Source organism: Streptomyces sp. NPDC047841, from assembly GCF_040704085.1.
Lineage (GTDB): Bacteria > Actinomycetota > Actinomycetes > Streptomycetales > Streptomycetaceae > Streptomyces > Streptomyces argyrophylli.
Genome location: NZ_JBEYRP010000021.1, coordinates 36,795 through 58,318, shown reverse-complemented (window position 1 = coordinate 58,318; position 21,524 = coordinate 36,795). Strand labels below are relative to the sequence as shown.

The window sequence follows — 21,524 nt, the reverse complement described above, 5'->3', positions numbered from 1 at the left end:
GGGCCTCCTCGTGCGGGACAGGAGGCCCCGGCCCGGTCGGGTCAGCCGGACAGCGCCTCCAGCAGCCGGTCCACGTCGGCGGCCGTGTTGTAGAGGTGGAAGGCCGCGCGCAGATTGCCCGCGCGGTCGGAGACCTCGATGCCCGCCTCGCTCAGCCCGGGCTGCCGGGAACCCAGTCCGGGGACCGAGACGATCGCCGAGCCCGGGGCGGGCACCGGCTCGTGGCCGAGGCCGGCGAGACCGGCGCGGAACCGGTCGGCGAGGGCGGTGTCATGGGCGTGCACGGCGTCCACCCCGAGTTCCTCGATCAGCTCCAGCGAGCGCCGCAGTCCCGCGAAGGTGAACAGGGCGTGGGTGAGGTCGAACCGCCGGGCGGAGCGGGCGAGCTCGGCCACCGGGCCGTAACAGCTGTCCCACGGCCGCTCGGCCGCGACCCAGCCGGCGAGCAGCGGGGTCAGCCCGCCGAAGTCCTCGGGGACGGTGAGGAAGGCGGCGCCGTGCGGGCCCAGCAGCCACTTGAAGGAGACGCTCGCGGTGAAGTCGTAGGCGTCCGCCTCCACCGGGAGCCAGCCGGCGGCCTGGGAGAAGTCGACGTAGGTGCGGGCGCCGTGGGCGCGGGCGGCCTCGCGCAGGGCGGGCAGGTCGGCGATCCGGCCGTCGGCGGACTGGGCGGCGCTGACCGCGACGAGCGCGGTGCCCGGCCGGACGGACTCGGCGATCCGCTCCAGCGGGACCGTGCGGACCTTGAGGTCGCCGCGGACGTGGAAGGCGTTGAGCACGGAGGTGAAGTCGTCCTCGGCGGTGAGGACTTCGGCGCCCGCCGGGAGCGAGGCGGCGATCACACCGGTGTGCGCGGCGACCGAGGCGCCCGCCGCGACCCGGGTGGCCGGGACGCCGGCGAGCCGGGCGAACGCGGCCCGGCTCGACTCCACGTCCTCGTACAACGGGGTCAGCGGCCGGCCCTCGGCCCGCAGCAGCGCCGCCTCCTGGAGGGCGGCGACGGTGCGGGCCGGCAGCAGGCCGTTGCTCGCGGTGTTGAGGTAGATGCTCTTCGGGGTGAACTCGGCGCGGACGAGGCTGTCGAACGTCTCCGTGGTCTCCATGGGTCCACTCTGCGGCCCGGGGAACTACGCGTCCATCGCGAACTTGTACGTGGTTCCTCTTAGTGGCGCTTATACGACCGCACCGACCTGCGCTTTCAGCCCTGCTGCGGCACCGCGCACCCGTCCGGCCCGCACGCCTGGGCGTCACCCTGCTCGACGAGCCTCAGCGGCGAGCGCTCGCCCCAGGCCTGGGTGAGCGCCTGGGTGAAGACGTCGGCGGGCTGGGCGCCGGAGACCCCGTACGTCCGGTCGAGGACGAAGAACGGCACACCGGTCGCGCCGAGCTGGGCGGCCTCGCGCTCGTCGGCGCGGACTTCGTCGGCGTAGCGGGCGGGGTCGGCGAGCACCGCGCGGGCGGCGTCGGCGTCCAGTCCCGCCTCGACGGCCAGCTCCACCAGGCGTTCGTCGCCCTCGGTGAAGACGGACCGCTCCTCGGCGAAGTTCGCCCGGTACAGGATCTGGATCAGCTCGTCCTGCCGGCCCCGCTCCTTGGCGAAGTGCAGCAGGCGGTGCATGTCGAAGGTGTTGCCGTGGTCGCGGTCCCGGGTGCGGTAGTCCAGGCCCTCGGCGGCGGCCTGGGCGGCCAGGTTGTCCTCGCCGGCCTGGGCCTGCGCCTCGCTCATGCCGTACTTCCCGGTCAGCATGGTGATCACCGGCTGGACGTCGCCCTTGGCGCGGCCCGGGTCCAGTTCGAAGGAGCGGTGCACCACCTCGACCTCGTCGCGGTGCGGGAAGGCAGCCAGCGCCTTCTCGAAGCGGGCCTTGCCCACGTAGCACCAGGGGCAGGCGATGTCGCTCCAGATCTCGACGCGCATGTCTTCGGCTCTCTCCAGGTCGTACGGGCGCGGGGGCTCTCCCCGACCGGTGCGTGAACGTTCAAGCAGCCGGTTTCATTCCCGTTCCGCCGCCTTCCGCGAACCTCAGCCGCCGTCCCGCAGGTCGCCCGGCCCGCCGGGCCGGAACGCGATGTGGTCGTAGGTCACCGCACACCCCTCCCCCACCGGCGACTGCGCCATGAACCCGACGAGCGCGGCATCCGCCTCCTTCTCCTCCCCCAGGGTGAAGAACCGGACGAAGGTCCAGCGCACGCCGTCCCGGGAGGCGTGGAAGGCGAAGGCCCGCCCCGTCCGGCTGACCCGCAGCCACACCGAGTCCCCGTCCACCGTGAAGGAGTTGGCGTCGTCGGAGCGCCCCCGGGTGACCACCGTGCACACGGTGGGCACGTCCGGGGAGTACTCCAGACAGAGCTTGGCCCAGGCCCGCTCGCCCGCGTGGACGTAGAGCACCCCGGCGTCGAACGCGTCCCGGAACCCCACACGGACCCGGGCGATCAGCCGGAAGTCCCCTTCCGGCGGCGCGCCGAGCAGCCGGGGCGCGTCGGAGGCGGGTTCCAGCGCGTCGCCGTCGGGCGGCACGAACCGGTCCTGACGCGGCCCGGCCCGCCCGGTCAGCACACCGTCCCGGTAGGACCAGTCACCGTCCGGGCCGTGCGCTTCCAGGGGGAAGGGCACCTCGGGAATGTCCACGTCCGTCAACCTCTCCTCGTCCTCATTCGGCGTTACCGCTCCAGCACCCCGTTGAACCGCCGCGGAAGCCCCAGGGGGTTGTCGTCCTTCAGCTCGTCCGGCAGCAGTGCCTCGGGCGCGTTCTGGTAGACGACCGGCCGCAGCCACCGCTCGATGGCGGTGCCGCCCACGGACGTCGACGTGGACGTGGTGGCCGGGTAAGGCCCCCCGTGATGCTGCGCGGGCGCCACCGCGACCCCCGTCGGCCAGCCGTTGACCAGCACACGCCCGGCGAGCGGCGTCAGCTCGGCGAGCAGCTCCGGGCCCCGTCCCCGCCCGGCGGCCTCGTCCGAGGACACCTGGACGGTCGCCGTCAGGTTGCCCGGCAGCCGCGACAGCACCGCCGTGGCCTCGGCCTCGTCCGCGTAGCGGGCCACCACGGTGACCGGCCCGAAGCACTCCTCCAGCAGCAGGTCGTACGCGCCCTGCGTGGCCAGCTTCTGTGCCGGCACCGTGAGGAACCCGGCGCTGACCGCGTGTTCGCCGCCCGCGCCCGGGGTGACCGGCGACTCCACGTCCGGCAGCCCGGCGCGCTCGGCGACCCCGGCGACGAAGTTGTCCCGCATGCGGTGGTCGAGCAGCACCCCGGCGTCGGTGTCGCTGACGGCGTCGGTCAGGGACTTCACCAGCCGGTCGCCGGCCGCGCCGGACGGCACCAGCACCAGGCCGGGCTTGACGCAGAACTGGCCCACGCCGAGGGTCATCGACCCGGCGAGCCCGCCGCCGATCTCCTCGGCCCGCTCGGCCGCGGCGGCCTCGGTGACCAGGACCGGGTTCAGCGAGCCGAGTTCGCCGTGGAACGGGATCGGCACCGGACGCGCGGCGGCGGCGTCGAACAGCGCCCGTCCGCCCCGGACCGAACCGGTGAAGCCGGCCGCGGCGACCAGCGGGTGCTTGATCAGCTCGACGCCCGCCTCGAAGCCGTGCACGAGTCCGACGACGCCCTCGGGGATGCCGTGTTCGGCGGCGGCCCGGCGCAGCACCTTGGCGACCAGCTCGGACAGGGCCGGGTGGTCGGGGTGGGCCTTGACGACGACCGGGCAGCCGGCGGCCAGCGCGCTCGCGGTGTCGCCGCCGGCGACGGAGAAGGCGAAGGGGAAGTTGGAGGCGGAGTAGACGGCGACGACGCCGAGCGGCACCTTGTAGCGGCGCAGGTCCGGGACGGGCGGGGTGGCGGTGTCGTCGGGGTGGTTGATGATGACGTCGAGGAAGGCGCCCTCGTCGACGATGCCGGCGAAGGCCCGCAGCTGGTAGCAGGTGCGGGCGAGTTCGCCGGTCAGCCGGGCGGGGCCGAGCGCGGTCTCGGCGTCGGCGGTCTCGACGAGGCCGTCCTTCGCCGCGTCGAGGCCCGCGGCGGCCGAGCGCAGGAACGCGGCGCGGACCGCGCGGTCGGTGAGGGCGTCGCGCGCGGCGTGGGCCGCACGGACGGCCGCGTCCACCTCCTGGGCCGTGGCCTCCACCGCAACCTGTTCACGCTGCTTCCCGGTGCGCGGGTCGACACTCCAGACTGGTGCTGCTGCCACCGCGGGTCCCTCCCAGTAAAGGCCGCATTGTCTACGACGATCCAGGCTCACCCATCAGCCGCGTTCGATATACTGAACGCTGTCTCTGATGATGAATATGCTGCTCGGAGACTATATAACTCAGGTCCTGTCGAACGAAGGGGTCAAGGGCGATGACGGCAGGCGACACAGGGGGCGGGGCGCAGGTCAAGTCCGCGGTACGGACCGTTGAGCTGCTCGAATACTTCGCCGGCCGGCCCGGTATGCACTCCCTCGCGGCCGTCCAGGAGGCCGTGGGGTATCCCAAGTCCAGCCTGTACATGCTGCTGCGCACGCTCGTGGAGCTGGGCTGGGTGGAGACGGACGCGACGGGCACGCGGTACGGCATCGGGGTGCGGGCGCTGCTGGTCGGTACGTCGTACATCGACGGCGACGAGGTGGTGGCCGCCGCCCGCCCGACCCTGGACCGGCTCTCCGACGACACCACGGAGACCATCCACCTGGCCCGGCTCGACGGCACCAACGTGGTCTACCTGGCCACCCGCCAGTCCCAGCACTACCTGCGGCCCTTCACCCGCGTCGGCCGCCGGCTGCCGGCCCACTCCACCTCCCTCGGCAAGGCGATCCTCGCCAGCTACACCGACGAGCAGGTGCGCAAGCTGCTGCCGGAGACGCTGCCCGCGCTCACCGAGCACACCATCACCGACCGGGAGAGGCTCATCGAGGAGCTGCACCAGGTACGGGAGCAGGGCTTCGCCGTCGACCGCGAGGAGAACACGCTGGGCCTGCGCTGCTTCGGCGTGGCGATCCCGTACCGCACGCCCGCGCGGGACGCCATCAGCTGCTCGGTGCCGGTGGCCCGGCTGACCCCCGCGCACGAGCAGATGATCAAGGACGCGCTGTTCGACGCGCGGGACCGGCTGACGCTGGCGACGCGCAGGCTCTGACCCCGCCGGCCGCGGTCCGGGGCCGTAGGCTCGGTGGCATGGAGATCACGCTGCGGGCCGTACGGGACGGCGATCTGCCGGCGTTCTACCGGCAGATGACCGACCCGGAGGCCCTCCGGATGGCCGCGTTCGGCCCGGAGGACCCCTACGACCCGGAGGCCCTCGCGGCCTACTGGCAGCGCGTACGGAACTCCTCCGACGTGCTGCGCACGGTCCTGGCCGACGGGGAGGTGGCCGGCAACACGGCCGTCTACGGCGTGGCCGGCGAGCGCGAGGTGACCTACTGGATCGACCGCGCCTACTGGGGCCGGGGCGTGGCGACGGCCGCGCTGCGGGCCCTGCTCGCCGAGGTTCCCGAACGGCCGCTGTACGCGCGCGCCGCGGCCGACAACCACGCGTCGCTGCGCGTCCTGGAGAAGTGCGGCTTCCGCGAGGCGGCCCGCGCCCGGGGCTACGCGAACGCGCGGGGCCGGGAGATCGAGGAGGTCGTGCTGATCCTGGGGGCCTCCTGAACGCGGGCCGCCCTGGGCGCCGCACGGCATGAACGCCGGATGAGAAAAACGGTCGTACGGGAACGATCGCCCCCGTACCGATCGTCTTCCCAGCGGGATGAACAAGACGATCAGGCGGGCGTCCGTCTTCGCGCTGCTGCTCGTGCTCGCCCTGCTGGTCAGGGCCACGTGGTTGCAGTTCTACGACGGCAAGGCCCTCGCGGACGACAACGACAACCGGCGGAACGCGATCGCGACCTACTCGCGGCCCCTCGGGAACATCATCGTGGCCGGGAACGCGATCACCGGCTCGACGCGGACGAAGGGGAGCGACCTCGCGTACAAACGGACGTACACGGACGGCGAGCTGTACGCGGCGGTGACGGGTTACGCCTCGCAGGCCTACGCCCCCACCCAGCTGGAGGGCGTCTACAAGGACCTGCTCAACGGCACGGACAACCGGCTGAAGACCGTGATGGACACCGTGACCGGCGAGCGCGCCGAACCGGGCGACGTGCTGACGACGATCGACCCGGCGGTGCAGAAGGCGGCCTACCGCGCGCTCGGCGACAAGAAGGGCGGGGCCGTCGCGATCGACCCGAAGACCGGCAGGATCCTCGCCGTGGTGTCGACGCCGTCGTACGACCCCTCCGCGCTCACCGACGCGAACACGGCCGGCAAGGCCTGGAAGACGCTCAACGCGGACAAGGACAAGCCGCTCACCAACCGCGCGCTGCGCCAGCCGCTGCCCCCGGGCTCGACGTTCAAGCTGGTGGTCGCGGCCGCCGCGCTGGAGGACGGGCTGTACAAGAACGTGGACGAGCCCACCGACAGCCCCGATCCGTACCGGCTGCCGGGTACGGTGCGCGACCTGGCGAACGAGAGCAAGTCCGCGCCCTGCCGCAACGCCTCGATCCGCGTCGCCCTGCGGTACTCGTGCAACAACGTCTTCGGCCACATGGCCGTCCAGCTCGGCCAGGACAAGGTGAAGGCCATGGCCGAGAAGTTCGGCTTCGACGACGACGCGCAGGACGTTCCGGTGCGGGCCTACGCCAGCGTGTACCCGTCCGGCATGGACCAGGCGCAGACCGCGCTGTCCGGCATCGGCCAGTTCGACGTCACCGCGACCCCGCTCCAGATGGCCATGGTGTCCGCGGCCATCGCCAACGGCGGCAAGCTGGTCTCGCCGCACATGGTCTCGCAGATCACCGACAGCGGCGGCGATGTGCTGAAGGACTATGACGACAGCGCCGGCACCAAGGAGATCGTCAGTTCCACCACCGCCGAGCAGCTCCGGTCGGCGATGGAGACGGTGGTCAAGGACGGCACCGGCACGAACGCGCTGATCAACGGGGTGACCGTCGGCGGCAAGACCGGTACCGCGCAGCACGGCGAGAACAACAGCCAGACGCCGTACGCCTGGTTCACCTCCTACGGCAAGTCCGACGGCAACGGCAAGGAGGTGGCCGTCGCGGTCATGGTGGAGCAGTCGGACGCGGCCCGCTCGGAAGTGAGCGGCAACGGCCTGGCGGCGCCGGTGGCCAGGGCGATGATGCAGGCTGCCCTGAAGTAGACGGAGGCCGGGCGCCCGCGCCGGTCCCGTCGGCGCGGGCGCCGTCGGTGAACACTTGGTCCGGGCCCCCCTCCGGAGCCCGCATGACCGGGGTGGCCGGGGGCCGCGCCTACGCGGTGACCGGCGGCTCCGCCCCGCACGGCGGCTCATGGGCCCGCGGCTCGAAAACCCGGAACCCCGCCGCGGCACGGTGCTGCCGGTGGCGGGGGCCGGGTACGAGCGGCTGCCCAGGAGGTGCGGACGGGCTCAGCTGACGAAGTACGTCGGGTTCGGGAGCTTGTACGTCCGGTCGGCGTGACCGCCGTCGAGGTCCGAGTACTGGTCGCCGAAGTTGGCGATGATCTCGTAGCCCAGGTCGTCCTCGATGTGCTCGCGCGTCCCGGACTTGTACTGCACGGTCGTGCAGTTCCAGGTGCCCGGGGTGGCGCAGTCCTTCAGGTAGGCCGGCGGGTTGGCCTTGTCCTTGAGGAACACGTGGCCGGCGTCGAGGTTCACGTCGGCGCCGACCTTCTTCAGGTTCTCCACGGCGGCGGCGCGCTGGGCCTCGCTGAGGCCGGAGTTGTAGAAGACCTCGACGCCCTTGGACGCGGCGTACCGCACGAGTTCCGGGCTGCCGAAGACGGCGGGCCGGTCGGCGCGGTTCACGTAGTCGTTCCAGGTGCCGGAGTTGTACGTGTAGTTGTACCGCTTCTCGTAGTCGAGGCTGAGCAGCAGCGTGTCGTCGATGTCGAAGACGACGGCCGGCTTCTCGCCCCTGTGGTGCGCCTTGCGGGCCGCCTTGTCGATGTAGCTCCTGGCGTCGCTGTCCAGCCGCGCCAGGTCCTTGGCGTACGGGCTGTCCGGGGACGCCTGGTAGACGCCGTCGCTGTCGGCGGTGGTGCCGTAGTAGGTGTCGATGTCCTTCACCAGGACCCCGATGTTGTACGGCTCGTGGGTGGAGTTGGCCGTCGACTGACCGGCACCGGCCGCGCCCGCGCCGTACAGCGCCGCACCGGCGACGACACAGGCGGCACCGGCCGCGACCGCCTTGAGGGACTTCCGCATGAATGCTCCGGATCTGGTGGATGAAGTTGATGTACCAGGCCGGAGACTGTCTACGCGCATCACACACACGGGGCCAGCCCTGTTATCCGATCGATACCGACGCGGTGTCACATCCCGGCCCGCGCCACCGCCCCGCGCCAGGGCGTCCAGTCCCCGAGGTAGGCCGCTCGTGTCGCCGACCCGGCCTGGGCGGCGTCGAGTTGAGGCCGGTTCTCCGGGACGGTGACGACCGCGCCGGGGCCGGTGTCGCGGTACTCGGCGAACCGCTGGCCCTGCCACGGGTAGGCCGCCGACATGTCGGTGTAGGGGGCCACCGCGTCGATGCCGGGGCCGAGCCAGGTGTCGCGGACGGTGAGCATCGGGCGGGCCGTGGGGTCGGAGCTGGGCACCCAGGGGCGGGCCAGCTTGTAGGCGGCGTCCGGGGCCTCGCTGGTGACGCGGCCGTGCGTGACCAGGAAGCCGCGCGGGTTGGCGGCGGCCGTGGAGGGCGCGAACACGAAGCCGTAGGGCGCCGCGGCGAGGCCGGTCCGGTTCAGGGTGCGGAAGCGGCAGCGGTCGAACACCGCCGTCGCCCGGCCGAAGACGAAGTCCACGTCACCCTCGACGTGGCAGTGGGCGTAGTACTGGCGGGCGAAGGCGCCGAGGGCGGTGGAGTCGGCGTACAGGGTGTCCTGGTGACCGAGGAAGCGGCAGTGTAGGAAGGCGCTCCGGTCGCCCTGCGCCTTGAGGGCGACGGCCTGGGTGCCGCTGACGCCCGGATGGCCGGCGCGCAGCCAGTCGTTGGCGAAGGTGATCCACCGGGCGGTGAACCCATCGGCCTGGACGGTGACCGTCGCCGATCCGGAGGTGCCGTAGGTGCCGCCGCCGGGCTTGGGGGTGCCGGCCGCGCGGTCGTGGACGATCACCACGTCCCGGGGGTTCTCCGAGGCGCCGATCCAGGTCATCCCCGTACGGCCGGCGTCGACGGCGACCGGTTCCCGGTAGCTGCCGGGGGCGATCACGAGGGTGCGGCCGGTTCCGGTGGCGGCGGTCACCGCGGCCTGCACGGAGGTGAAGTCGCCGCGGCCGTGCGGGTCGACGTACAGGGTGTCCGGGGTGAGGCGGCGGGCCGGGGAGCCGTGGCGGCCGAACGGGCGCGGCACGGCGTGCGCGGGGACGGAGGCGAGACCGGGCGCGGCGGCGGCCACGGCACTCGCGCCGAGGAAACCCCGTCGGGTCAAGGGCATGGACGTGCTCCTTCCGAGGACGGTTCGGGGCGGGGAGGGACCGGGCCGGGGCCGCGCCCCGGCCCGGTCGCGCCGGCGCGGTCAGCGCAGGTGTCCGGCGCCCGCGCGGTGGTCGACGAGGCCGGGCACGGCCCGCGGCCGGTCCACCCGGGTCCGCAGGACGGGTGTCCAGCCGGCCCCGGACCGGAGGATCTCGCCGGGCACCTGCGCGTTGTGGACGGCGACGAGGTCCGTCGGCGTGCCGTTGACGTAGTTGTCGGCGGCGCTGACCGGCGCCTCCTTCCACTTCTTCAGGATCGAACCGGCGCCCACCCCGGCCGGCAGGGTGAACGCGTTGTGCTCGGCGACGAGCTGGGACTCCATGCCGATGCCGTAGCTGTAGGAGTAGCCGTCGCCGGCCACGAAGTGGTTGTTGTACGAGTCCACCTGCCCGAAGCGGACGCGCGGGGCCCGCTCGACCAGGTTCCGGAACAGGTTGTGGTGGAAGGTGACCTTCAGATGTCCCCGGTCGACGGCGGCTGTGGCCGCGCTGTCGCTGTTGCCGACGAGGATCGTCTTGTCGTGGTCCTCGAAGACGTTCCAGGAGGCGGTGACGTAGTCGGCGCCCTTGACGATGTCCAGCTCGCCGTCGTGCTGCTGGTAGATGCGGCCGTAGTACGACGGCAGGGTGCTGTCCGGGTGGTCCCCGTCGGTGAACGTGTCGTGGTCCATCCACACATGGGTCGACCCGTGGATCACGGCGCTGTCGTACTCGGAGTTCCAGTTGCCGTCGGCGGTGTCGGTCGGGTCCCACTGCGGGAAGCAGTCGAGGGGGCTCTCGAAGGCCAGGTTGCGGACGATGACGTTGTCGACGCCCTTGATCTGGAGGCCGGCGCCCTGGAAGCCGGCGTTCCGGCCGATGCCGACGATCGTGGTGTTGGCGGGGACGTCCGCCTTGATGAAGGCGTCCTGGTGGGCGGCGGAGGCGCGGCGCAGGCCCTCGGGGCTGTCGTCGGGCTCGCCGTCGAGGTTCCTGGTCCGGCCCCAGACCGCCGGGTCGTAGGTCTTCAGATAGGTGCCGAGGTCGTACCCGGGCACGGCGAAGGAGGCGCAGCCCGGGCCGTCGGCGTCGATGGTGCCCTTCACCCGGACGATCTTCGGCGCGCTGCCGCCGTCGGCGAGGGCCGCCTTGAACTGCTCCCAGGTGGTGACGGTGTACACGTGGGCGGGGTCGGCGGCGGCCCCGCCGGTCGTCCCGGTCCCGTACGCCGCCCAGCCGTCTCCGGCGGGCAGCACCTGCCGGTCGGGCCCGGCATGGTGGGCGGTCCGCGCGGACGCGGTGCCGGTGACGGCGAGGACGAGGGCCGTGCAGCCGGCCAGTACGGAGATGACACGTTCATGACATATAGAGGTGCGCACTGTGGGGTCTCCTCAGGTGTGCGGGTGGCCAGGTGATCATGCGGGGGAACTCCGGGGGGCGCGGGGAACCGCGCGATCGGCCGCATCGGACCCGCAGCCCCCCACGGCGGCAACCACCCGAGCCGTCAGTGGTTCTTCTTCCAGTCGGCCTGCGCGGCGTTGAGCTGGCCGGCCAGCGTGTCCAGGAACTCCTTCGCGCTCATCTTCCCGAGCAGCAGCTTCTGGAAGTTCGGCTCGTTGCCGGCCTTGGAGATGGTGTTCCAGTCGGGCAGGTAGTAAGGCAACTGCACGATCTTGGTGTCGCGTCCGTTCAGCGCCTCGGCCGCCAGCTTCGTCGGCTCGGCCCGCCGGATCCACGCGTCCCCGGCCGCGTCGGTGTTCGCCGGGACCTGCCCCGCCGACTCGTTGAACTTGGAGTTCTCCTCGGCGGAGAGGGCGAACTCGATGAACTTCCAGGCGGCCGCCTTGTTCTTGCTCGGCTTGAACAGGCTGAGCCCGTCCACCGGGTTGGAGACCTGCACCCGGGTGCCGTCGTCCAGCGTGGGGTTCGGAACGCCCCGGAACCTGTCCTTGCCCAGTGCCTTGAGATGGTCCTGGTACGACCCCAGGTTGTGGCTCAGCATGCCGATCGTGCCGCTGTCCCACTGGGCGACCATCTTGGTGAAGTCGTTGTTCACGTCGGCGGACGGGGTGTCCTTCTTGTAGAGCGCGACGTACTTCTCGAGGGCGGCCACGTTCTCGGGGTCGTTGACGGTGGTCTTGTCGCCGTTCCAGAACGACGTGATCCCGGTCTGTCCGTACACCGCGTCGAGGGCCGGCGCGATGGCGCCCTCGCCGCCACGGATGGTGAAGCCGAACTGGTTCCTGCCCTTGTCCGTGAGCTTGTCGGCGGCCTCGTAGAACTTCGACCAGGTGGTCGGCGCGTCCAGGCCGGCCTTCTCGAACAGGTCGGTCCGATACCACAGCGTGCCGTTGTTCGCGGAGGTCGGCACCTGGTACAGCGTGTTCCCGCCGCCCGCCGCCTTGCTGACCTCGATCAGGTTCCGGCTCAGCTTCCCGTTCAGCGGGCTCTCGCGCAGCCGGCCGTCCAGCGGCTCCAGGGCGCCCTGGGCCGCGACCTCGGCGAGCATCGCGGTGCCCACGCCGCCGACGTCCGGCAGACCGCCGCCCTGGATGGCGGTGTCGTACTTGGACTGGGCGCCGGCCGCCGGGATGCCGACGTACCTGACCTTGATGTCCGGGTACTTGTCCTCGAAGTCGGCGATGATCTGCTTCCAGATGTCGGTGCGGACACCGCCGTTGTTGTCCCAGAAGGTGATCGTGCCCTTGCCGGAGCCCTCGCCCCCCTTGTCCCCGGCGCCGCCGCTGCCGTCGTCGCCGCAGGCGGTGGCGGTGAGCGCGAGGACGGAGCCAAGGGCGACGGTGAGGGCGGCGCGCCTGCTCCTGCGGATGCTTCTTCTCATGGGTCGGCTCTCTTCTGCTGGATCCAACGGGGACATGACGGTGTGGAGCTCAGTGGGGTGTGATCCGGAACCGGGTGAAGGCCGCCGTCCCGGCGGGTCCCGGTCCCTCGGGCGCGGTGGCGAACAGGCCGAGCAGGGCGCCCACCCAGCGCCAGGGGGTGGCCGCGAAGACGGGCCCGGACGGGCGGAGGCCGTCGCCGACGTCGTACCGGAACCGGCAGCGCGCCCCGGGGCCGGCCTCGATCCGCAGTCGCGCCCGCCCCTCGGGGGCGGGGCACGGCACCCCGGCGTCGCGCTCAGCGCCGGCGACCGCCTCCGCGAACCGGTGCACGAGCCGGACCGTCCCGTCGGGCCCGCGCTCCAGCCCGATCCAGGCGAAGGCGTCCCCGAGCACCGCGAGCCCTGCCCGCGCGCCCGGCTCGGTGCCGTCCAGGCGCAGCCCGACCTCGATCGTGCTCGGCCGGCCGGGCAGCCGCTGAGTGAGGACGTTCGGCAGTTTCCGCAGGTCGCGGACGTCGGCCGAGCGGAGGCAGGTGAGCCGCAACCCGTCCGCCGAGTGCTGGGTGGCCCAGCCGTCGCCCGGGTTGGCGGTCCACTGCCACTGCCGGCCGTACCGGCCGCCGGGGAAGTCGTCGTCGGTCGCCGGGGCGGCGGGCGGCTGCGGCGGGAGGTCCGGCCGCCGGTGCACGGCGACGGGGACGCCCTCGTCGCCGAGGACCGGCCAGCCTCCCCCGGGGCCCCAGCGCATCGGCTGGAGGTGGACCACCCTGCCGTAGGCGCCACGCTGCTGGAAGTGCAGGAACCAGTCCTCGCCGGCGGCGGTGCGCACCCAGCCGCCCTGGTGCGGCCCGTTGACGCCGGTGTCCCCCTGCTCCAGGACGATCCGCTCCTCGTACGGGCCGAAGAAGCCGCGCGAGCGGAACGCGCCCTGCCAGCCGGTCTCCACTCCCCCGGCGGGGGCGAGGATCCAGAACCAGCCGTCGTGCCGGTATAGCTTGGGCCCCTCCAGGGTGAACCAGCCGGGAATGCGGTCGCCGTCGACGATCACCTTGCCCTCGTCGAGCAGCGAGGTGCCGTCGGGGTGCATCCGGTGGCCGGTGAGGCGGTTCTTGACGCCGGAGCGGGACCTGGCCCAGGCGTGCACGAGGTAGGCCTCGCCGGTCTCGTCGTCCCACAGCGGGCACGGGTCGATCAGGCCCTTGCCCGGCTTGAGGAGGTGCGGGCGGCTCCACGGTCCCCTGATCGCCGGCGCGTTGACCTGGAAGACACCGTGGTCCGGGTCGCCCCAGAAGATCCAGAAGCGGTCGTCGTGGTGCCGGATGGACGGCGCCCAGACCCCGCCGTCGTGCCGGGGCCGGGCGAACTCCTCCTCCGGTTCGAGGCGTTCGAGGGCATGGCCGACGAGCGTCCAGTCGACCAGGTTCCGCGAGTGCAGCAGCGGCAGACCGGGGACGCGGCCGAAGCTGGAGGCGGTGAGGTAGAAGTCGTCGCCGACGCGGACGACGTCCGGGTCGGACCAGTCGGCGTCCAGCACCGGGTTGCGGTAGGTGGTCACTGGCTCACCGCCTTGCGGACCAGGGCCGCCGCCTCGTCGCGGGACGGCCGGCCGTCGGCGACGACGGTGACGATCCGGCGGACGACGGTCCCGCCGGGCGGGACGGTCAGCCGCTCGGTGTGCGCCAGGGAGGAGCCCACCCCGGGGTACTCGGCGGCCCGGACGAACCACGGGTCCCGGCGGGTCTCCCCGGTGGCGCCGGCGAAGACCAGCGTCCACCCTCCCCCACCCTCGGCTCCGCCCTGGCGGGGGGACCCCCGTCCGGCCAGCGCCAGCCAGTCGGCGCGGGTGCCGTGCACCTCCGACTCGCCCTCGCGGTCGGCGGTGAAGACCTTCGGGGCCCGGGACTCCTTGCGGGCCCGCCAGAAGAAGCCGCCGTAGGCCGCGCCGGGCCGGCCGTTGGTGGCGGGGCTGCCGATCGACAGCGGTCCGGGGGTGACGTTGGTGAGGGAGAAGGTGAAGTCCAGCGCCCAGGCGGTCCCGGTGAGCCCGGTGGCCGCGACGGTACGGCGCTCGCGCAGCAGCTCGGTCCCGGCGGCGGCCCAGCGCAGCTCCTCCACGAAGCCGTCGGGGTCGCGGAGCCGGAAGCCGGTGTGCCGCTGGGTGCCGTGGTTGTCGAGCTCGGTCGGCCCCCGGTCGCGGACGAAGGTCCGGCCGCCCCAGAAGTTGTGCCCCTCGACGTCGGGAACGGCCACGCCGACGCCGAGGTGGTGTGCGTGGTCGGCGGGGCTCAGCTCGGTGACCGCCGTGCCGGCCAGGGTGGTGACGGGGTGCAGATGGGGGCGCGGGGAGAGCCGGGCGGGCAGCTCGGGCCGGGTGGCGTAGCGGGCGACCGGGCGGCCCGCGACCCGCAGGACCAGGCTGTCGGGGGGCGTCATCGGGTGCTCACCTCGTTCGGCCGGGCCCAGGAGGCGCCCAGTTCGGAGTAGAGGGCGAGGGTGTCTGCCGCCGCCGCGACCAGGCCGTCGATGCCGGGCACGATCCGGCGGTGTTCGGCGGGCAGTGTGCGCCAGGCGTGTCCGGGGAGCGGCGCCGGGTCGGGGGCGGTGCGGACGGCCTCGACCACCCGCATGAAGGCGCCGGTCGCGTCCGGCGGGACCAGCAGCTCCGTGCCGTCGTCCAGGTGTGCGAGCAGGTTCTCCAGCAGGTCCGTGCGGTCGTACTCGGTCTCCTGCGGGCCGTGGCCGCTGCGCTGGAGCAGCACCCGGTCCTGCTTGTACCAGAAGGTGATCCGGCCGCTGCTGCCGTGCACCAGCAGGTAGGGCTCCCCGGGGTGTTCCGCGCACAGGGTCGCCGCGACCGTGACGGGTCCGCGCGGGGTGCGGACGCGGACGCACGAGGTGTCGTCGGACTCGATGGCGTTGGCGCGCAGCAGCTCGGTCTCGATGCCGGTGACGTCCTCGGCGCGGGTGGTGCCGAGCAGGGCGAGGCCGGTGGCGACGGTGTGCGCGAGGGGGTTGGTGAGCACCCCGTCGACCACGTCGGCGCCGTTCAGCCGGCGCCGGCCCGCCCACGGCGCCCGCCGGTAGTACGCCTCGTCGCGCGCCCAGGCCCCGGCCCCGCCGACCCCGACGACCTCGCCGATCGCGCCCTCGGCGAGGAGGCGCCGGATCGCGGGGACCGCGTGCGAGCCGAGCGACTGGAAGCCGATCTGGCAGGCCACCCCGGCCTCGGCGACCCCGTCGGCCATCCGCCGGAACTCCGCGTACGACGGTGCCGGCGGCTTCTCCAGCAGCAGGTGGGCCCCGCGCGCGGCGGCCGTGAGGGCCAGGCCGGTGTGGGTGGGGATCGGGGTGCAGACGACGGCGACGCGGGCGCCGGTCGAGTCCAGGAGCGCGCCGAGGTCGGCGGACTGCTCGGGGGTGCCGAGTCCGTCCGGGATCTCCTCCTCGGTCAGCGGGGTCAGCTCGCAGATCCCGGCCAGCCGCACGAGGCCGGCCGCCTGGAGCCGGCGGATGTTGTCCAGGTGCCGGCGGCCGTGGCCGCGCGCGCCCGCCAGGACGACGTCGACGCTCATCCCTTCACCGCCCCCGCGCTGAACCCGGTGATCAGCCACTTCTGGATGAAGGCGAACACGATCACCACGGGTACGGCCGCGACGATGCCGCCCGCCGCCAGGGCGCCCAGGTCCACGCTGTCCGCGCTCATCAGGGTGTTGAGACCGACCGGGATGGTCTGCTTGCTCTGGTCGGACAGGAACATCAGGGCGAACAGGAAGTGGTTCCAGGCGTGCACGAAGGCGAAGGAGCCGACGGCGATCAGTCCCGGCCGCAGGAGCGGGAGCACCACGATCCGGAAGGCGGTGAACCGGTTGCAGCCGTCCACCCAGGCGGCCTCCTCCAGGGAGTACGGCACGTTCCGGATGAACCCGCTGATGAGGATCATCGACAGCGGCAGCTGGAAGACGGTCTCGGCGATGATCACGCTGCCGAGGGAGTTGAGCATCGACAGCTTGGCGAAGATCTGGAACAGCGGCACCAGCAGCAGCGCGCCCGGCACGAACTGGGAGCACAGCAGGGCCAGCAGGAAGCCGCGCTTGAGGCGGAAGTCGAAGCGGGCCAGGGCGTAGCCGCCGGCCAGGGCGACCACGGTGGTGAGCACCAGGGTGGCGAGGCCGACGTAGACGCTGTTGGTGAAGTAGGTGCCGAAGCCGCGCTCGGTCCACACCTTCCCGAAGTGCTCGAACGTCATCGGCCACGGGACCAGCGAGGTGGAGCCGGCCGGGCGGAGCGCGAAGAGCAGGATCCAGTAGAAGGGGATCAGGGTGAACAGGAGGTAGACCGTCAGGGGGACGTAGATCTGCCAGCGCGGGACCTCGTCCCAGGCGCGGCGCCTCCTGCCGGGCCGGGCGGGCTCGGCCGCCACGCGCTCGGGCGCGGGAGCGATCTCGGTGATCATTTGGAGTCGCCTCCGAACTTGCTCAGCCGCAGGTAGACGATCGAGCAGAAGAGCAGGATCACGAACGCCACCGTGGTCAGGGCGGAGGCGTAGCCGAAGTCGTGGGCGTCGACGCTGGTGTTGGCGATGTAGAGGGGGAGGGTGGTGGTCTCCCCGGCGGGCCCGCCGCCCGTGAGGGTGTAGAGCAGGTCGACGTTGTTGAACTCCCACACCGCGCGCAGCAGCGTGGACAGCACGATGGCGTCCTTCAGGTGGGGCAGGGTGATGTGCCAGAACTGCTTGAGCCGGCTCGCCCCGTCGACCTCGGCGGCCTCGTACAGGTCACGGAAGACGGACTGGAGGTCCGCGAGGATGAGGATCGCGAAGAACGGCACCCCGCGCCACAGGTCGGCGACCACCGCCGCCGGGAACACCGTGGAGGTGTCCGACAGCCAACTGGTGCCGTAGGAGCCGAGCCCCGCGTCGGCGAGGTAACGGGTGATGCCCGTCTGGGAGTTGTAGAGCAGCACCCAGATGGCGGAGGTCAGCACGCCGGAGACGGCCCAGGGCGAGAAGACGAGCGCGCGCCCCAGTGCCCGCCCCACGAAGGTCTGGTTGACGATGAGCGCGAGGGCGAGGCCGAACAGCAGTTGCAGTCCGACTTCCACCACGACCCACTTGGCGCTGAAGGTCAGGGTGTCCCAGAACTGCGGGTCGTGGGCGAAGGCATGGGTGAAGTTGTCCAGGCCCGCGAAGCCGTTGCGCCACGGCTTGGTGGGGTTGTAGTCCCGCAGGCTGTAGTAGAAGACGCTGAGCACCGGGTAGGCGATGAAGCCCAGCATCAGCAGGGCCGCCGGGGCGATCAGCAGGTACGGCAGCCTGCGCGGGGTCGCGGAGGCACGGCGCCGCCGGGGTGGCGCGGGGGGTTTCGCCACGGCTGCGGCTTGGGCCATGACTGTTCTCCGTTCGCAAGGGGTCGATCACGGTGAGTACAGGAAGCGCTTGCTATATACACATGCGTGGGACGTGACGGGACGGGAGGGGGAGGTCAGCCGGCGTACGGGTCCGGCACGGTGCCCGGGCGGGCCAGGAACGCGAAGTCGCAGCCGCTGTCGGCCTGCGTGATCTGCTCGTTGTAGAGGGCGCCGTAGCCGCGCTCGTAGCGGGCGGGCGGCGGCGTCCACCCGGCCCGCCTGCGGTCCAGCTCCTCGTCGTCCACGTGGAGGTGGAGGCTGCGGGCGTCGACGTCCAGCGTGACGAGGTCGCCGGTGCGCACGAGGGCCAGCGGGCCGCCGACGTACGACTCCGGGGCGACGTGCAGCACGCAGGCGCCGTAACTCGTGCCGCTCATGCGGGCGTCGGAGATGCGGACCATGTCCCGCACGCCCTGCTTCAGCAGGTGGTCCGGGATCGGCAGCATGCCGTACTCGGGCATGCCCGGCCCGCCCTTGGGGCCGGCGTTGCGCAGCACCAGCACGCTGTCGGCGGTGATGCCGAGCGCCGGGTCGTTGATGGTGCGCTGCATGGTCCGGTAGTCGTCGAAGACGACGGCCGGGCCGGTGTGCTTGAGCAGGCGCGGCTCGGCGGCGATGTGCTTGATGACCGCGCCGTCCGGGCAGAGGTTGCCGCGCAGCACGGCCACCCCGCCCTCGCTCGCGACCGGGTTGTCCCGGGGCCGGATGACGTCGTCGTCGTGCACCCGCGCGCCGGCGAGCTGCTCGCGCAGGGTGTCGTGCGCCACCGTCGGCCGGTCCAGGTGGAGCAGGTCGGTGATCCGGGAGAGGAACCCGGGCAGACCGCCCGCGAAGTGGAAGTCCTCCATCAGGTACCTCCGGCCGCCGGGGCGGACGTTGGCGAGGACCGGGACCGTGCGGGCGATGCGGTCGAAGTCGTCCAGGGTGAGCCGGACGCCCGCCCGGCCCGCCATGGCGATCAGGTGGATCACGGCGTTGGTGGAGCCGCCCAGGCCGAGCACGGTGGTGACGGCGTCCTCGAAAGCCTCGCGGGTGAGGATGCCGGACAGCCCGCGGTCCCGGTGGACCAGCTCGACGGCGGCCAGGCCCGCCCGCGCCGCCATCCGGTCGTGCCCGGAGTCCACCGCCGGGATGCTGGACGCGCCCGGCACGGTCACCCCGAGCGCCTCGGCGGCGGCGGTGAGCGTGGACGCCGTACCCATCGTCATGCAGTGGCCGGGCGAGCGGGCCAGGCCGCTCTCCAGCTCGGCCATCTCGCAGTCGCCGATGAGGCCGGCCCGCTTGTCGTCCCAGTACTTCCACATGTCGGTGCCGGAGCCGAGGACCTCGCCGCGCCAGTGGCCCGGGAGCATGGGGCCGGCGGGCACGAACACGGCGGGCAGGCCGACGGAGGCGGCGCCCATCAGCAGCGCGGGCGTGGACTTGTCGCAGCCGCCCATGAGAACCGCGCCGTCGACCGGGTAGGAGCGCAGCAGCTCCTCGGTCTCCATGGCGAGCAGGTTGCGGTACAGCATGGGGGTCGGCTTCTGGAAGGTCTCGCTGAGGGTGGAGACCGGGAACTCCAGCGGGAAGCCGCCGGCCTGCCACACCCCGCGCTTGACGGCCTGGGCGCGGTCGCGGAGGTGGACGTGGCAGGGGTTGATGTCGGACCAGGTGTTGAGGATCGCGATGACCGGCTTGCCGAGGTGCTCCTCGGGCAGGTAGCCGAGCTGGCGGGTACGGGCGCGGTGGCTGAAGGAGCGGAGCCCGTCGGTGCCGTACCACTGGTGGCTGCGCAGCTCCCCGGGCTCCTTGCGGGGTGCGTTCATATGGACCACCCGGCGGCGATGGCGGCGACCTCGGCGCGCTCGTCCTCGGGCAGCGGCCTGCTCGGCGGGCGGACGTCCCGGCGGCACAGGCCGAGCGCGGCGAGGGCCTCCTTGACGACGGTGACGTTGTTGGCGTTGCCGTGCGCGGCGCGCAGTTCCTCGAAACGGCGGATCTGCTCCCAGACCTTCATGGCGGCCGGGTAGTCCCCGGCGCGCAGCGCCTCGATCATGTTCAGCGAGACCGCCGGGGCGACGTTGACCAGTCCGGAGGTGAAGCCGGTGGCGCCGGCGGAGAAGTAGGAGGGCGCGTACGGCTCGGCGAGTCCCGCGACCCACACGAAGCGTTCGAGGCCCGCGTCCCGGGCGAAGGCGGCGAACCGGGCGGCGTCCGGGACGGCGTACTTGACGCCGATGACGTTCGGGCAGTGGTCGGCGAGTTCGGCGAGCCGGGCGCCGGGCAGCTGCGCGTTGCGCAGGTACGGCACCACGCCCAGCTCCGGGACGGCCTCGGCGATGGCCCGGTGGTAGTCGACCCAGCCGGCCGCCGAGACGTAGGGGTGCACGGGCTGGTGGACCATCACCATCTGGGCGCCGAGGTCGCGGGCGTGCCGGGCGGAGGCGACGGCGGTGGGCAGGTCGTGCCCGATCCCGACCAGGAGGGCGGCCCGGTCGCCGGCCTCCTCGGCGGTCGACTCGGTGACGAGCCGGCGCTCTTCGGGGGTGAGGGCGTAGAACTCGCCGGTGTTGCCGCCCGGGGTGAGGGTCCTGATCCCGCCTTCGAGCAGGCGGCGCAGCAGGGCCCGGTGGGCGTCCCGGTCGACGGAACCGTCCTCGGCGAACGGCGTCACCGGGATGGCCACCACGTCGGCCAGGGCCGCCCGTTGGCGCTCGAACGTCACGCTGCTCATCTCTGGCCCTCCTCTGGGCGGGGCTCGGGGAACGCACGGCGTACGAAGGACGCGATGTGCGCGTGCAGGGCGCTCGCGGCGCCGTCGGCGTCACCGTCCAGCGCGAGCCGCAGGATCTCCCGGTGTTCGGCGGCCTCCCGCTCCCAGGACGGGTCGGCGGCCCAGGCCACGGCGGAGACGAGGGCGGCCTGGTCGCGGACCTCGTCCAGCATCCGGCCGAGCAGCGGGTTGCCGCACGGCAGGTACAGGGCGCGGTGGAACTCCCGGTTGGCCAGGGAGCGTTCGGCGGTGTCGGCGGCGGCGTCGGCGCGGGTCAGCGCGTCCCGTGCGGCGTCGAGGGAGGCGCCCCGCGCGACGGCCCGGCGCAGGGCCTCGGGTTCGAGCAGCAGCCGTACGTCGTAGACCTCGCGCGCCATGTCCGCGTCCACCATGCGCACCGTGACGCCCTTGTACTGGCTCATCACCACCAGGCCGGTCCCGGCGAGGGTCTTCAGCGCCTCGCGTACGGGGGTCTTGGACACCCCGAACTGCGCGGCGAGTTCCGTCTCCACCAGGGCCTGACCGGGCGTCAGCACCCCGGTCAGGATGCGGTGTTTGATCGCGTCGAGCACGTACTGCGTGCGGGACGGGATCGGGGTGGGCACAGAGGTCATGCGGCCCTCTCGGATCTCACATATCGCGTCTCATATATGACGTACGACGCGTTGAAGGTAGGAGGGGGCTCGGTTTTCGTCAATGGTTGTGACAAAGGAAGTCGTGCACCGGGGCTCATCGCACCGGTCAGACCTCCATCACCGCGTCGCAGTCCGGGCACACCAGGGACGCGTACGCGGCGGGGTACCACGGCTCCCCGGGGCGCGGCGTGCGGGGGGCCTTCGTCATGGCGAAGGTGTCCCTGCCGCACAGGGTGCGCGGGCCGGCGGCGTCGGGCCTGCCGGGGGCGGTGGGCGCCGCGTGCACCCTGCGGGGGAGCCGTTCCGCGCCGGGCGGCCCGGCCGCGGGGGTGCGCGCGGCCACCTGCTGTTCGCGCTCGTACAGGACGACGATCCCGCTCATGTCTCCACGGTAGGCGCGGCGGCCCGGCGCGGCC

The 21,524-nt window shown here is 72.6% G+C and carries 20 protein-coding genes; 3 read left to right on the top strand and 17 right to left on the bottom strand.

The window, feature by feature from the left end:
* Nucleotides 1–41: 41 nt before the first annotated feature.
* The 4 genes from AB0947_RS31130 to AB0947_RS31115 form a co-directional block, all read right to left on the bottom strand.
* Nucleotides 42–1,103: an aminotransferase class V-fold PLP-dependent enzyme gene (locus AB0947_RS31130; protein ID WP_366753697.1), complete on the bottom strand. Its 1,062-nt coding sequence runs from the start codon at nt 1,101–1,103 to the stop codon at nt 42–44.
* Nucleotides 1,104–1,198: 95 nt separating this feature from the next.
* Complete coding sequence (locus AB0947_RS31125; RefSeq protein WP_366753696.1) at nt 1,199–1,918, bottom strand: DsbA family oxidoreductase; 720 nt, start codon at nt 1,916–1,918, stop codon at nt 1,199–1,201.
* A gap of 105 nt (nt 1,919–2,023) precedes the next feature.
* Nucleotides 2,024–2,638: a DUF1349 domain-containing protein gene (locus AB0947_RS31120; RefSeq protein WP_366753695.1), complete on the bottom strand. Its 615-nt coding sequence runs from the start codon at nt 2,636–2,638 to the stop codon at nt 2,024–2,026.
* 23 nt (nt 2,639–2,661) lie between these two features.
* On the bottom strand, nt 2,662–4,191 hold the full coding sequence (locus tag AB0947_RS31115; RefSeq protein WP_366753694.1) for an aldehyde dehydrogenase (NADP(+)): 1,530 nt from the start codon (nt 4,189–4,191) through the stop codon (nt 2,662–2,664).
* Between the two features lie 152 nt (nt 4,192–4,343).
* On the opposite strand from AB0947_RS31115, the gene AB0947_RS31110 reads away from it, so the two are divergent.
* The 3 genes from AB0947_RS31110 to AB0947_RS31100 all read left to right on the top strand — a co-directional run bounded on the left by AB0947_RS31110 (nt 4,344) and on the right by AB0947_RS31100 (nt 7,181).
* Nucleotides 4,344–5,117 (top strand): IclR family transcriptional regulator, encoded by a 774-nt coding sequence (locus AB0947_RS31110; protein WP_366753693.1) that lies wholly within the window; start codon nt 4,344–4,346, stop codon nt 5,115–5,117.
* 38 nt (nt 5,118–5,155) lie between these two features.
* A complete protein-coding gene (locus AB0947_RS31105; protein WP_366753692.1) occupies nt 5,156–5,629 on the top strand; it encodes a GNAT family N-acetyltransferase in 474 nt (157 codons plus the stop codon).
* A gap of 97 nt (nt 5,630–5,726) precedes the next feature.
* Nucleotides 5,727–7,181, top strand: coding sequence for a penicillin-binding transpeptidase domain-containing protein (locus tag AB0947_RS31100; RefSeq protein WP_366753691.1), 1,455 nt, complete (start codon nt 5,727–5,729; stop codon nt 7,179–7,181).
* Nucleotides 7,182–7,427: 246 nt separating this feature from the next.
* Here AB0947_RS31100 and AB0947_RS31095 read toward each other — a convergent pair whose 3' ends face one another.
* The 13 genes from AB0947_RS31095 to AB0947_RS31035 all read right to left on the bottom strand — a co-directional run bounded on the left by AB0947_RS31095 (nt 7,428) and on the right by AB0947_RS31035 (nt 21,490).
* Entirely contained in the window at nt 7,428–8,225 is a 798-nt protein-coding gene (locus AB0947_RS31095; RefSeq protein ID WP_366753690.1) for an HAD family acid phosphatase, read from the bottom strand.
* A 107-nt stretch (nt 8,226–8,332) separates the two neighbouring features.
* Nucleotides 8,333–9,451 carry a pectinesterase family protein gene (locus AB0947_RS31090; protein WP_366753689.1) on the bottom strand — a complete coding sequence of 373 codons (1,119 nt, stop codon included), beginning with the start codon at nt 9,449–9,451 and terminating at the stop codon, nt 8,333–8,335.
* An 81-nt stretch (nt 9,452–9,532) separates the two neighbouring features.
* Nucleotides 9,533–10,849, bottom strand: a complete 1,317-nt coding sequence (locus AB0947_RS31085; protein WP_366753688.1) for a pectate lyase — start codon at nt 10,847–10,849, stop codon at nt 9,533–9,535.
* 125 nt (nt 10,850–10,974) lie between these two features.
* A complete protein-coding gene (locus tag AB0947_RS31080) occupies nt 10,975–12,312 on the bottom strand; it encodes a sugar ABC transporter substrate-binding protein (RefSeq protein WP_366753687.1) in 1,338 nt (445 codons plus the stop codon).
* A gap of 49 nt (nt 12,313–12,361) precedes the next feature.
* The gene (locus tag AB0947_RS31075; protein ID WP_366753686.1) at nt 12,362–13,867 is read right to left on the bottom strand and encodes a family 43 glycosylhydrolase; all 1,506 of its coding nucleotides are present in this window, start codon (nt 13,865–13,867) and stop codon (nt 12,362–12,364) included.
* Complete coding sequence (locus AB0947_RS31070) at nt 13,864–14,745, bottom strand: PmoA family protein (protein WP_366753685.1); 882 nt, start codon at nt 14,743–14,745, stop codon at nt 13,864–13,866. Before AB0947_RS31070 ends, AB0947_RS31075 begins: the two co-directional genes overlap by 4 nt.
* A complete protein-coding gene (locus tag AB0947_RS31065) occupies nt 14,742–15,884 on the bottom strand; it encodes a Gfo/Idh/MocA family oxidoreductase (protein WP_366753684.1) in 1,143 nt (380 codons plus the stop codon). Before AB0947_RS31065 ends, AB0947_RS31070 begins: the two co-directional genes overlap by 4 nt.
* On the bottom strand, nt 15,881–16,765 hold the full coding sequence (locus AB0947_RS31060) for a carbohydrate ABC transporter permease (protein ID WP_366753683.1): 885 nt from the start codon (nt 16,763–16,765) through the stop codon (nt 15,881–15,883). The genes AB0947_RS31065 and AB0947_RS31060 overlap by 4 nt, the downstream gene beginning before the upstream one ends.
* Nucleotides 16,762–17,697: a sugar ABC transporter permease gene (locus tag AB0947_RS31055; protein WP_366753682.1), complete on the bottom strand. Its 936-nt coding sequence runs from the start codon at nt 17,695–17,697 to the stop codon at nt 16,762–16,764. The genes AB0947_RS31060 and AB0947_RS31055 overlap by 4 nt, the downstream gene beginning before the upstream one ends.
* A 95-nt stretch (nt 17,698–17,792) precedes the next feature.
* Nucleotides 17,793–19,526: an L-arabinonate dehydratase gene (gene araD, locus AB0947_RS31050; protein WP_366753681.1), complete on the bottom strand. Its 1,734-nt coding sequence runs from the start codon at nt 19,524–19,526 to the stop codon at nt 17,793–17,795.
* Nucleotides 19,523–20,434: a dihydrodipicolinate synthase family protein gene (locus AB0947_RS31045; protein WP_366753680.1), complete on the bottom strand. Its 912-nt coding sequence runs from the start codon at nt 20,432–20,434 to the stop codon at nt 19,523–19,525. The genes araD and AB0947_RS31045 overlap by 4 nt, the downstream gene beginning before the upstream one ends.
* Nucleotides 20,431–21,087, bottom strand: coding sequence for a GntR family transcriptional regulator (locus AB0947_RS31040; RefSeq protein ID WP_366753679.1), 657 nt, complete (start codon nt 21,085–21,087; stop codon nt 20,431–20,433). Before AB0947_RS31040 ends, AB0947_RS31045 begins: the two co-directional genes overlap by 4 nt.
* 127 nt (nt 21,088–21,214) lie before the next feature.
* Complete coding sequence (locus tag AB0947_RS31035) at nt 21,215–21,490, bottom strand: hypothetical protein (RefSeq protein ID WP_366753678.1); 276 nt, start codon at nt 21,488–21,490, stop codon at nt 21,215–21,217.
* Nucleotides 21,491–21,524: the final 34 nt, after the last annotated feature.